This is a genomic window from Planomonospora algeriensis (assembly GCF_977012225.1).
The window spans coordinates 1-10884 of sequence record NZ_CDRNDK010000201.1; the positions used below are offsets into that span (position 1 = coordinate 1).

Genomic DNA, 10884 nt, shown 5'->3' on the forward strand with positions numbered 1-10884 from the left:
CGGTGCCCGCGGCCGGCGGGGCCACGCCGCGCAGGGCCGTCTCCACGGTCCGCGCCCGCACCGGGGCCGGGCCCATGTTGGTCAGCCCGATCCGGGCCTGCGCGATGGTCCCCGCCTCGAGCCGTACGGCGGCGGCCACGCCGACCACCGCCCAGGCCTGTGCGGTCCGGTGGAACTTCTCGTAGTGGAAGCCCCAGCCGTCGCCGAGCTTGGGCACCTTGACGCCGGCCAGCACCTCGCCCGGCTCCAGCGCCGTCTCCAGGTAGCCGGTGAAGAACCCGGCCGCCGGGATCTCCCGTCCGCCCGTGCCGGAGGCGGTGACGAGCACGCAGTCGAGGGCGAGCGCGACGGCGGGCAGGTCCCCGGCCGGGTCGGCGTGGGCCAGGGAGCCGCCGAAGGTGCCGCGGTGCCGTACGGCGGGGTCGGCGACCGTGGCGGTGGCCAGCGCCACCAGGGGGGCGTGCTCGCGGACCACGGGGGAGCGCAGCACCTCGTCGTGGGTGGTGAGCGCGCCGATGAACACGTGGTCGTCCCGGTCCCGCACGCCGCGCAGCTCCTCCAGCCGCCCTAGGTCCACCAGCACGGACGGGTAGGCGAGCCGCAGGCGCAGCAGCGGCAGCAGGGACTGGCCGCCGGCCAGCGCCTTGACGTCGCCGTCGCCCGGGTCGGCCTCGCCGAGGATCCGGCAGGCCTCGTCCAGGGACGAGGGCCGGACGTAGTCGAACGGGGCGGGGATCACTGCGCACCTCCGTCGTTCTCGTCGTCCCGGGCGGACCCGGCCAGGTCCGCCGCTCCGGTCCCGGTGCCGGCGGTCCCGGTGCCGGTGGGGCCGGTGCCGGTGGGTTCGGCCCGGCCCGCGGACGCGCCGGAGCGGGCCAGGACGCGCCAGACCCGCTCGGGCGTGCAGGGCATCGGGACGTCGTGCACGCCGTACGGCCGGAGCGCGTCGACGACCGCGTTGACCACGGCGGGGGTGGAGGCGATCGTCCCCGCCTCGCCGACCCCCTTCACCCCGAGCGGGTTGCTGGTCGCCGGGGTCTCGGTCCGGTCGGTGACGAAGTCCGGCAGGTCCGCCGCCGACGGGATCAGGTAGTCGGCCATCGTGGCGGTGAGCAGGTTGCCCTCGGGGTCGTAGACCGCCTCCTCGAAGAGCGCCTGGCCGATGCCCTGCGCGATGCCGCCGTGCACCTGCCCCTCGACGATCAGCGGGTTCACCACGCGGCCCACGTCGTCCACCGCCACGTAGGAGCGGATCGCGACGGTCCCCGTCTCGGTGTCGACCTCCACCGCGCACAGGTGGGTGCCGTGCGGGAAGGAGAAGTTCTCCGGGTCGAAGGTGGCGTCGGCGTCCAGCCGGGGCTCGAAGCCGTCCGGCAGGTCGTGCGCGGCGAAGGCGGCCAGCGCGAGCTCCTGGACGGTCCGGCCCGCTCCTCCGAGGCCGGTGCCGCGCACCCGGAAGGTGCCGTCGGCGAACTCTATGTCGTCGTCGGCCGCCTCCAGCAGGTGCGCGGCGAGCCGTCTCGCCTTCTCCTTGACCTTCTCGCAGGCCGCCAGCACGGCGACGCCGCCGACGACCAGCGAGCGTGAGCCGTAGGTGTCCATGCCCCGGGGCGAGATCGCGGTGTCGCCGTGCAGGACGGAGACGTCCTCGAACGGCACGCCCAGCGCGTCGGCCGCGATCTGGCTCCACGACGTCTCGTGCCCCTGGCCGTGCGGGGAGGTGCCGGTGACGACCTCGACCTTTCCGGTGGGCAGCAGCCGGACCGCGGCGTGCTCCCAGCCGCCCGCCCCGTAGTTCAGCGAGCCGAGCACCCGGGACGGCGCCAGGCCGCACATCTCGGTGTACGTCGAGACGCCGATGCCGAGCTGGACCGGGTCGCGCCGCTCGCGCCGGTCGGCCTGCTCGGCGCGGAGCTTGTCGTAGCCGAGCAGGGCCAGCGCCCGCTCGGTGGCGGCCTCGTAGTCGCCGGAGTCGTAGGTGAGCCCGGCGACCGTGGTGTACGGGAACTCCTCGCGGGAGATCCAGTTGCGGCGCCGTATCTCGATCGGGTCCAGGCCCAGCTCGGCGGCGAGCTCGTCGACGGCGCGCTCGATCGCGAACGTCGCCTCGGGGCGGCCCGCGCCCCGGTAGGCGTCGGTCGGCATCTTGGTGGTGAAGACGCCCGTGCAGGTGAAGTCGTAGGCGTCCATCTTGTAGATGCCGTTGTACATGAACGCGCCGAGCAGCGGCACGCCCGGCGTGACCAGCATCAGGTAGGCGCCCATGTCGGCGAGCAGGTCCACCCGCACGCCCCGGATGCGCCCGTCCCGCTCGGCGGCCACCGAGATCCGCTGGATCTGGTCGCGGCCGTGGTGCACGGTCAGGTTGCCCTCGGAGCGGGACTCGGTCCACTTGACGGGCCTGCCGAGCCTGCGGGCGAGCAGCAGGCCCAGCACCTCCTCGGCGGTGACCTGGAGCTTGGAGCCGAAGCCGCCGCCCACGTCCGGGGCGACCACGCGCAGCAGGTGCTCGGGGATCCCGGTGGTCAGCGCGAGCATGACGCGCAGGATGTGCGGGATCTGGGTCGCCGAGTAGAGCGTGAAGCCCTCGCCCTCGGGGGCGGCCACCACCGCGCGGGGCTCCATCGCGGTGGGGATGAGCCGCTGCTGGACGTAGGTCCGGTCGATCACCACGGGGGCGTCGCGGAACGCCGCGTCGGCGTCGCCGCCGGAGAACTTCCAGGTGAAGGCCTGGTTTCCGGCCTCGTGCACGGCCGGGGCGCCGTCGGCGAGCGCCTCTGTCATGTCGAGCACCGCCTCCAGCGGCTCGTAGTCGGCCTCGATCGCCTCCAGCGCGTCGGCGGCCTTGTAGCGGTCGGTGGCGACCACGCAGGCCACGGCCTCGCCCACGTAGCGGACCCGGTCGACCGCCATGGGCGGGTGGTCGGGGATGACGACGTCCTCGCTGACCGGCCAGGCGCACGGCAGGCTGCCCTGCTCGCCGTCGAAGTCGCGGCCGGAGAAGGCGGCGACCACGCCGGGCATGGCGAGGGCGGCGGAGACGTCCACCCGGGTGAGGCGCGCGTGCGCCATCGGGCTGCGCAGGAACGCCACGTGCAGCATGCCGGGGAGCTGGATGTTGTCGGTCCAGCGGGTGCGCCCGGTGATCAGCCGGGCGTCCTCCCTGCGTCTGCGGGCGCGGCCGACCTCGCGGCCCCCGGCGGGGTCCCGGGGCTCGCCGACCTGGCCGCTCTCGGCGATCCGACGGGCGACGAGGCCCGCGTCGAGCTGCTCGGTCACGGCGCCGCCACCCCCTCGCCTGCCGGAGTGCCGACCGGAGTGCCGACCGGAGTGCCGACCGGTTCGCCGGCCGGTTCGCCGGACATCGCGCGGGCGCCGCGCCGTACCGCGCGGACGATGGCGCAGTAGCCCGTGCACCGGCACAGGTTGCCCTCCAACCCCTGGCGGACGGCCTCCTCCGACGGGTCCGGGTCGTCCCGGAGCAGGTCGATCGCGGCCATGATCATCCCGGGGGTGCAGTAGCCGCACTGCAGGGCGTGCTCCTCGTGGAAGGCCCGCTGCATGGGGTGCAGCTCGCCGCCGGAGGCGAGGCCCTCGACGGTGACCACGTCGCTCCCGTCGGCCTGTACGGCGAGCACGGAGCAGCTCTTGGCGCTCCGGCCGTCGAGCATCACGGTGCAGGAGCCGCAGTTGCTCGTGTCGCAGCCGATGGGGGTGCCGGTCCGGCCGAGCCGGTCCCGCAGGAAATGGACGAGGAGGAGGCGCGGCTCGACCTCCTCCTCGTAGACGACTCCGTCGACGGTGACGGTGACTCTGGGCATACGTCCTCCAGGTCCACCCGCGGGGGGCAGGAGAAGTGAGAGCCGGATTCACCATGAACGTACGCCTCTGCCGTCCCGGGTCAACCACCCGCCGACAGATGTCCTTCAGGAGTCCCGCCGTCCTTCGGGAGTCCCGCGGGGCACCGCGACGGGCGGGTTGTGCCGGGAGTGCTCCCCGGACGTCCAGCGGAACGGGACCGCCCCGCCGACCTGGACGGCCTCGTCCAGGTCGAACGCGACGAGCCGCTCCGCCCCGGGGACGCCGCCCGGGTCCTCGTCGACCCGGGCCCGGCCGGTCAGGTGCAGCGCGTCGCCGGTCTCCCAGTCGAGGAAGAGCAGGCCGCAGCGCTCGTCGAGCTCCAGGTTGCCGAGCGTCATGTACATCAGGTTCCCCGCGTACTCCGGCCAGACCACTCTCCGGTCGCCCTCGACCCGGACGAACCCCGGGCCGCCGCCCCGGTGGGACACGTCGGCGCCCAGCCCCTCCACCCGGGTGGCCACGAAGAACGTGTCGGCCCGCTCGATCCACTCCCGCAGGCCGCCGGTGAGCGTCCCCGCCACGGATGCCGCTCCGGATGCCGCTCCGGACGCCGCTCCGGACGCCGCCCCGGACGCCGCCCCGGACGCCGCCCCGGGCACCGCGGTCCCCGGGTGCTCGCCGGTGATCTCCCGGGAGCGGATGTACTTGGGGCAGTTGGCGTAGACCTGGTCGGTGCGGACCACCAGCCGGTCGCCGTCCCGGCGGGCCCGGCCGTTGACCCGCATCCGCCGCCGGGTCGCCGGTTCGACGGCGAGCATGCCGATCTCCTGCCCGCCGCCGTGGTCCCCGTCCTGCCCGGTGCCGTCGGCGGTGTCCTGCCCGGTCCCGGTGCCGGCGGGCACCGTCGTACGGCGCCCGGCCGGCACCGTCGCAGAACACGGGCGGCCAGCGGGGTCGGTGCCGGCCGGGCAGCCGCACCGACCACGACGGTCCGCTCGCCGGCCGGGGCGGGCGAACCCGGCCGGTCCGGTCAGCGGGCTCGCCCAGACCCGGCCGGAGGAGTCGGCGGCGCCGATGACGATCATGCGCTGCGCGCGCAGGAAGTCGCCCGCCGCGGCGGGGATCTCCGGCCGGGCGCGGGCCGACCCCCAGTCCTCGCGGCGAACCCCGGACCGCCGCTGCACGGCGGCCTCCCCCTCGTGCCTCATCGTTCCCCTCCTGCCTGCGTGACGGACCGGATCAGAAGAAGCCGCAGGTGGGGGCTCCCGGAGTGGGGGCGGGCAGGTCGCCGGCGGCGTCGGGGGCGTAGATCTCCAGCCGGATCCCGTCGGGGTCCTCGAAGAACACGCCGCCGGAGGACGCGCCCTCGCCGTGCGGGACGACGCCGTCGTGGTGGAGGACGGCTCCGAGCTCACGGACGACGGCCTCCGCCCGCCGTACCGCCTCGAGGTCGGGCACCTCGAAGGACAGGTGGTGCAGGCCCGGCAGGCCGGTGGCGAAGCGGCCCCCGCTCTGCTGCCAGAGGGTCAGCACCAGGGCGCCGTCGCGGCCGAGGAAGGCGTAGCGGCGGCCCTCCTCGTGCGACTCGCCGACGACCTCGAAGCCGAAGACCTTCCGGTAGAAGTCGCGGGAGGTGTCGAGGTCGGTGACGTTGAGGCCGATGTGGCCGGTGCGGAGAGTCATCGTGCTGCTCCCATCGTTTCTTCTAACGGTCACACCCGTTAGATTTCTGAGGGCAGACTAACGGATGCGGGCGTTAGAAAACAACGGGTGCGTCACTTCCCGATGAGGGCCGCGACGACCTCCTCCGCGACACGGGTGGAGCTCGCCGGGTTCTGGCCGGTCACCAGCCGGCCGTCGCGGACCGCGTGCTCGGTGAAGTCCGGGGCCGCCGAGTGCAGGGCGCCGCGCTCGGTCAGCGCGTCGGCCAGCAGGAACGGCACCACCTCGGTGAGGCCGAGGGCGGCCTCCTCGGCATTGGTGAAGGCGGCGACCCGCCTGCCCGAGACCAGGTGGGAGCCGTCCGAGAGCGTGACGTCCACCAGCGCGGACGGGCCGTGGCAGACCGCGGCCACCACCCCGCCGCGCTCGTAGACCGCCCGTGCCACCCGGGCGACGTCCTCGTCGCCGGGGAAGTCCCACATGGTCCCGTGGCCGCCCGCGAAGAACACCGCGTCGTATCCGGCCGGGTCGACGTCCGCGAGCCGCGGGGTCTTCCGCAGTTCCTCGCCGAAGACCTCGGTGAACTCCCGCTGCGCGGGGTCGGCGGGGTCGTAGCCGTCCTGCGGGGGCTCGCCGCCCGCGATGCTGGCCAGGTGGACCTCGAACCCGGCCTTGCGGAAGACCTCCCACGGATGGGCGGCCTCCGGGACGTAGAACCCGGTGGCCCGGCCGGTGTCGCCGAGGCGGTCGTGGCTGGTCAGGACGGTGAGGATGCGCTTTGTCGTAGAAGTCATGGAAAGAGCTTCACCGCTGACGTGCCATCATGACAAATAGCCGGAGGCGTGTCATGCCATCAGAATCGTGATGACAGAATGCGGCGGGTGACCGTATCGCTCGACCTGCTCCGCACCTTCCTCGCCGTGCACCGCACCGGATCCGTCACCGCCGCCGCCCACACCCTCGGGTTGTCCCAGCCTGCGGTGAGCGCGCAGGTCAAGGCGCTGGAGGCGGCGCTGGACCGCAGGCTGTTCGACCGCCTCCCGCGCGGGGTCGCCCCCACTCCCGCGGCCGACGAGCTGGCCCGGCGGCTCGCGGCGCCCCTCGACGCGCTGGCGGAGGCGGTCGCCGCCGACCTGGACCCGGAGGCGTCGGCCCGCGCGGTGCACCTGGGCGGTCCGGCCGAGCTGGTCTCCACCCGGGTCGTGCACGTGCTCGCCCCCCTGGTCGCGCGCGGGCTGCGGCTCCGCGTCGAGCTGGGACTCGCCGACGACCTGCTGGACCGGCTCGCCACCGGCACACTCGACCTGGTGGTCTCCGCGGTCCGCCCGCGCCGCCGCGGCGTGCAGGCGACACCTCTCGTGGACGAGGAGTTCGTCCTGGTGGCCGCTCCCCGCTGGGCGGCCCGAGCCGGACTTCCCGGCCCGGACGCGGCACCGGAGGCGCTCCGGCTGGCCGGGGTCCCGGTGGTCGCCTACGCGGAGGATCTCCCGGTCATCCGGCGTTACTGGCGGACGGTGTTCGGGGCCCGGCCGGCGATGTCCGCCGCCCTGGTCATGCCGGACCTGCGCGGGGTGCTCGGCGCGGTCGTGGCGGGTGCCGGGATGTCGGTGCTGCCCCGTTACCTGTGCGAGGACGAGCTGACCGCGGGAACGCTCGTCCGGCTCGCCGACCCCGAACTGCCGCCGATCAACACGCTGTTCCTCGCGGTCAGGGAGGGGGCGGCGGCACAGCGGGCGGTGGCGGCCGTCCGCGACCACCTGCTCCGCTGGGGCAGATCGGCGCGGTAGCCCGCACGGTCCGGAGACCGGCCCGGTACGCCCGCATGGCGATCAGCGGTCCCGGGTTCGCGTGACGGCCGACGGCCCGGTGGCGAGCAGCGGCCCGACACCCGCGCGGTGGTCAGCCGGCCTTGTGCTGGCGGTAGTGGCGGGCGGCGCGGGCGCGGTTGCCGCAGCCGACCGAGCACCACTCCTGGCGGCCGTGCTCCTTGACGAAATACAGCACGCAGCGCGGGGCCGGGCAGGTCCGGAGCCGCTCGCGCTCCGGTCCGGCCAGCAGGGAGATCACCGCCGAGGCGAGGGCTGCGCGGACGCGGGAGGACTCGTCCGGCCCACCCGCCGGGACGTTCACCGCATACGGGGCGCCGTCCTCGGGCCACTCCAGCCGGGCGGCGAGCGGCACGGCCAGTGCCGCGGCGTTGACCAGGCCGAGCGAGGCTGCGAAGTCCGGCAGGCGGTGGGCGTCGGCACCGCTCGGCGGGCCGGGCGCGACGGCCCTGGCGAACAGGGCGCGCGCGGCCTGCCGGAGCTCGACCACCTCGCGCCGGAGCTCCTCGGTGGCGGTGAAGTCCGGGCCGAGTCCCAGCTGCGCGGCGTGCGCCCGGCCCCACCCGGTCATCCCCGCGACGTCCGAGAGCGCGTCCACCAGGCCGCTCCTCGTCGCGCGGACGGTGCTGACGAACTCCAGAGCCAACATGCCCCGACTCTAACGCGCGGAGCCGTTAGGGCCGCCGTTCCGGTACGGCCCGCGCCGATGCCGGTCGGCGGAGGCGGCGGAGGCCGTAGCGGGCGGCGGCTCTCAGGACGAGGCTCCGTAGCGGGCGGCGATCGCGGCGGCGCGGTCGTGCAGGGCGTCGCGCAGCCATTGCGGGGCCAGGGCCTCCGCGTCCGTGGTGAGCTGCCACAGCGCCCATTCGGCGTGCCGCGGATCTTGGAAGGTCACCTCCAGCCGCAGCCGGCCGTCCGGGTCGGCCTCTTCGGTGCGGACGGCCAGCGCGGTGCCCACCAGCTCCTCCCGTCGTGTCGGGTCCACCCGTACCAGCACGGTGACCTGGTCGCCGCCGGTCCGGAACCGCGTGCTGCGCTCCCGCCAGGCCCGGTCCAGATCGACCCGGTCCGGCCGCTGCGCGGGTTCGGCGAGCTCCTCGGCGGCCACGACCCGGGACAGCCGGTAGGTGCGGTCCGCGCCGGCCCTCGTGGCCAGCAGGTAGCCCCGGTCGCGTACGGTGACCAGACCGATCGGGTCCACCGTGCGCCACTCCGGGGCCTGGCCCGCGGCCGCGTAGTGGATGCGCAGCCTGCGTCCGGCGAACACCGCGCGCAGGACCGCGGCCACTACGGCGTCAGGCACCTCCTCGTCGACCAGCCGACGCGAGAGCAGGTCGGTCTCCGGGTCGATGAGCAACCGCTCGGCCGCGCCGGCCGCGGTGTCCCGATAGCTCTCCGGCAGCGCGTCCACCACTTTGAGCATCGCCGAGGCGAGCGCCGAGCCGAGACCGAACGCCTGCGCGCCGCGCCGCGATCCGGCGACCAGCAGGGCGAGGGCCTCGTCGTGGTTCAGCCCGGTGAGCTCGGTCCGGAAACCGGGCAGCAACGCGAAACCGCCGTGCCGGCCGCGTTCGGCGTAGACCGGGACGCCGGCCGCGGACAGCGCCTCGATGTCGCGCAGCACGGTGCGGGTGGACACCTCCAGCTCGCGGGCCAGCGCGGCCGCGGACAGCCGGCCGTGCCGTCGCAGCAGCAGTACCAGCGAGACCAGCCGGTCGGCGCGCATGCGAGGACTCTACAGAAATCACGACACAAGATGTCGTGATTTGTCGGGAGGCTGATCACTGTCACGAAAAAGACGGCGGCTTCCGAGCCGATGGACCGCCGATGGACCTACGTGATGTCGACGAACCGAATGGAGCTGATGTGACGATGGAGCGAACGGCGGTCAACCCGTGGGCGTGGTCGGGGGAGCTGGGCTACAACCAGGGCGAGATCGTCTCCGGGCACACCCGGACCCTGTACTGCGCCGGGCAGACCGCGATGAGCGGGGACGGCAAGCCCCAGCACGCCGGTGACATGGCGGCGCAGCTGGCACTGAGCCTCGACAACCTGGAGGCCGTGCTCGGCGAGGCCGGCATGTCCCTCGCAGACCTCGTCCGGCTCAACGTCTACACCACCGACGTCGACCGGCTCTTCGAGCACTACGGCGTGCTGGCGGCACGGCTGGGCGCCGCCGGGGCGGCGCCGTCCACCACGATGCTCGGAGTGGTACGGCTGGCGATCCCCGACCTGATGGTCGAGCTCGAGGGGACCGCCGTCGCGTGACGCGGCCTCGCCGCCTTCGGCAGGGCTGCCGGAGGCGGCACGAGTGGACGGGGCCGGCACCGCGGCTAGCGCCGGACCGCCCGGGCGAGGACGGCGACGAACCCCGCGCAGGCCAGGCCGCCCAGGACGACCGGGAGCATGACGCCCGGATGCAGCGTCGGCACGCTGAGGTAGAGAATGCCGACGGTCAGGAAGAGCAGGCCGCTGAGCAGGGCCATCCAGTCGGTCCGGTGCCACCGGCTGGGGCGGTCCGCCTCGGTTCCGGTCGGCCGGAGCCCGGATCGCGTCTCAGGCCGCACGGCGCACCTCCACGTCTCCGACGCCCGCCTTGATCTCCAGCACGACGGTCGCCACCTCGCCCTCCGGGGACACTTCGGGCTCCAGCACCCTCTCGTGGTGGATGTCGGCGCCGCCCTGCACCACATGGTCGATCTTGACGTCGCCGAGCTTGGCGTACCCGTCGACCTCGGCCCTGACCGTCGGGGGGAGGATGACGGTGATCTCACCGACCGCCACCGTGGCCTCGACGACGGTCCGCGACCCCGGCGGGAAGACCAGCTCGCTGAGGTCCAGCCGGCCCTCCCCGACGCCCACCTCGTAGGTGCGGGAGAGCTGCGCGACCGAGACCGGGACCCAGTCGTAGGTGCCGAACTTCTTCGGCACGTCGCTCACCGCCGACCCCACCACCAGGGAGAGCGCGACGACGGTGCCCGCCGCGACCAGGGCGGCGCCGCGTCCGAACCAGGCGGCGACGATGAGCCCGGCGCCGATGGTGACGAGCGCGGCGGCGCCGACGGAGGTCATGTTGACCGAGCCGGTAGCGGACTGGACCGCCATGATGATGCCTCCAACGATCACGGCCAGGAACATCGTGATGACCCCGACGAACGCCCTGGGCGGTTTCGGCCGGGGCGCCGGCCGCCTCGGCGGGCCGTACCCGGCGAGGTCGAAGGGGGCGGGGCCGTACGGCGACGGCCGCTTGCGGGGGTCCAGCGGCCGGTAGGGCCCGTGGGGGGGCGAAGGGCGCGGCCGGAGGAGTCGAACGAGGGCACGGCCGTGCGGCGGGGCTCCGACCGGCCGGCCCGGTGCCGGGACGCCGTGCGGTACGGCGCCCGCGGGCGGGACGTTCCGCGACGGGTCACCCGCCGCGGGAGAGGCCGGAGCCGGGGCGTCGTGCGGATGGCCGTCCGGAGCCGGGGTGTCCTGCGGAGGGCCGTCCGGCACCGGGGTGCCGTGCGCGGGACTGTGGAAGGGCGCGGTGACGCCGGCTCCCGCCGGGTGCGCCCCGGCCGGAGCGGTCCCGTGTGCACGGGTCTCCTCCGCGGGG

The 10884-nt window shown here is 74.6% G+C and carries 11 protein-coding genes and 1 pseudogene; 2 read left to right on the forward strand and 10 right to left on the reverse strand.

Going from position 1 to position 10884, the window contains the following annotated elements:
- The 6 genes from ACWJ6R_RS20325 to ACWJ6R_RS20350 form a co-directional block, all read right to left on the reverse strand.
- Positions 1-739 (reverse strand): FAD binding domain-containing protein (locus ACWJ6R_RS20325; RefSeq protein ID WP_449063749.1); only part of this gene is annotated, 739 nt, incomplete at its 3' end.
- Entirely contained in the window at positions 736-3240 is a 2505-nt protein-coding gene (locus tag ACWJ6R_RS20330; RefSeq protein WP_449063758.1) for a xanthine dehydrogenase family protein molybdopterin-binding subunit, read from the reverse strand. The genes ACWJ6R_RS20325 and ACWJ6R_RS20330, both read right to left, overlap by 4 nt.
- Positions 3241-3275: 35 nt before the next feature.
- Positions 3276-3821, reverse strand: coding sequence for a (2Fe-2S)-binding protein (locus tag ACWJ6R_RS20335; protein ID WP_449063750.1), 546 nt, complete (start codon positions 3819-3821; stop codon positions 3276-3278).
- 105 nt (positions 3822-3926) lie between these two features.
- Positions 3927-5009 carry a pyridoxamine 5'-phosphate oxidase family protein gene (locus tag ACWJ6R_RS20340; protein ID WP_449063751.1) on the reverse strand — a complete coding sequence of 361 codons (1083 nt, stop codon included), beginning with the start codon at positions 5007-5009 and terminating at the stop codon, positions 3927-3929.
- A 31-nt stretch (positions 5010-5040) separates the two neighbouring features.
- Positions 5041-5484 carry a VOC family protein gene (locus tag ACWJ6R_RS20345; RefSeq protein ID WP_449063752.1) on the reverse strand — a complete coding sequence of 148 codons (444 nt, stop codon included), beginning with the start codon at positions 5482-5484 and terminating at the stop codon, positions 5041-5043.
- Between the two features lie 92 nt (positions 5485-5576).
- Positions 5577-6257 (reverse strand): type 1 glutamine amidotransferase domain-containing protein, encoded by a 681-nt coding sequence (locus ACWJ6R_RS20350; protein WP_449063753.1) that lies wholly within the window; start codon positions 6255-6257, stop codon positions 5577-5579.
- Positions 6258-6335: 78 nt separating this feature from the next.
- Between ACWJ6R_RS20350 and ACWJ6R_RS20355 the strand changes: the two genes are divergently transcribed.
- Positions 6336-7250 (forward strand): LysR family transcriptional regulator, encoded by a 915-nt coding sequence (locus ACWJ6R_RS20355; protein ID WP_449063754.1) that lies wholly within the window; start codon positions 6336-6338, stop codon positions 7248-7250.
- 112 nt (positions 7251-7362) lie between these two features.
- Here ACWJ6R_RS20355 and ACWJ6R_RS20360 read toward each other — a convergent pair whose 3' ends face one another.
- On the reverse strand, positions 7363-7938 hold the full coding sequence (locus ACWJ6R_RS20360) for a CGNR zinc finger domain-containing protein (RefSeq protein ID WP_449063755.1): 576 nt from the start codon (positions 7936-7938) through the stop codon (positions 7363-7365).
- Positions 7939-8040: 102 nt separating this feature from the next.
- Positions 8041-9015: a helix-turn-helix transcriptional regulator gene (locus ACWJ6R_RS20365; RefSeq protein WP_449063756.1), complete on the reverse strand. Its 975-nt coding sequence runs from the start codon at positions 9013-9015 to the stop codon at positions 8041-8043.
- A 146-nt stretch (positions 9016-9161) separates the two neighbouring features.
- Here ACWJ6R_RS20365 and ACWJ6R_RS20370 point away from each other — a divergent pair, with 146 nt between their 5' ends.
- Positions 9162-9557: a RidA family protein gene (locus ACWJ6R_RS20370; RefSeq protein ID WP_449063759.1), complete on the forward strand. Its 396-nt coding sequence runs from the start codon at positions 9162-9164 to the stop codon at positions 9555-9557.
- Between the two features lie 65 nt (positions 9558-9622).
- Here ACWJ6R_RS20370 and ACWJ6R_RS20375 read toward each other — a convergent pair whose 3' ends face one another.
- Both ACWJ6R_RS20375 and ACWJ6R_RS20380 read right to left on the reverse strand, forming a co-directional pair.
- Positions 9623-9856, reverse strand: coding sequence for a hypothetical protein (locus ACWJ6R_RS20375; protein WP_449063757.1), 234 nt, complete (start codon positions 9854-9856; stop codon positions 9623-9625).
- Positions 9846-10884, reverse strand: a pseudogene (locus tag ACWJ6R_RS20380) (hypothetical protein); the annotation flags it as partial. The pseudogene ACWJ6R_RS20380 and the gene ACWJ6R_RS20375, both read right to left, overlap by 11 nt.

Excerpts from the sequence above, each read along its gene's own strand:
- ACWJ6R_RS20335 (WP_449063750.1), bottom strand. The coding sequence starts at position 3,821 with ATGCCCAGAGTCACCGTCACCGTCGACGGAGTCGTCTACGAGGAGGAG.
- ACWJ6R_RS20340 (WP_449063751.1), bottom strand. The coding sequence starts at position 5,009 with ATGAGGCACGAGGGGGAGGCCGCCGTGCAGCGGCGGTCCGGGGTTCGC.
- ACWJ6R_RS20345 (WP_449063752.1), bottom strand. The coding sequence starts at position 5,484 with ATGACTCTCCGCACCGGCCACATCGGCCTCAACGTCACCGACCTCGAC.
- ACWJ6R_RS20350 (WP_449063753.1), bottom strand. The coding sequence starts at position 6,257 with ATGACTTCTACGACAAAGCGCATCCTCACCGTCCTGACCAGCCACGAC.
- ACWJ6R_RS20355 (WP_449063754.1), top strand. The coding sequence starts at position 6,336 with ATGCGGCGGGTGACCGTATCGCTCGACCTGCTCCGCACCTTCCTCGCC.
- ACWJ6R_RS20360 (WP_449063755.1), bottom strand. The coding sequence starts at position 7,938 with ATGTTGGCTCTGGAGTTCGTCAGCACCGTCCGCGCGACGAGGAGCGGC.
- ACWJ6R_RS20365 (WP_449063756.1), bottom strand. The coding sequence starts at position 9,015 with ATGCGCGCCGACCGGCTGGTCTCGCTGGTACTGCTGCTGCGACGGCAC.
- ACWJ6R_RS20370 (WP_449063759.1), top strand. The coding sequence starts at position 9,162 with ATGGAGCGAACGGCGGTCAACCCGTGGGCGTGGTCGGGGGAGCTGGGC.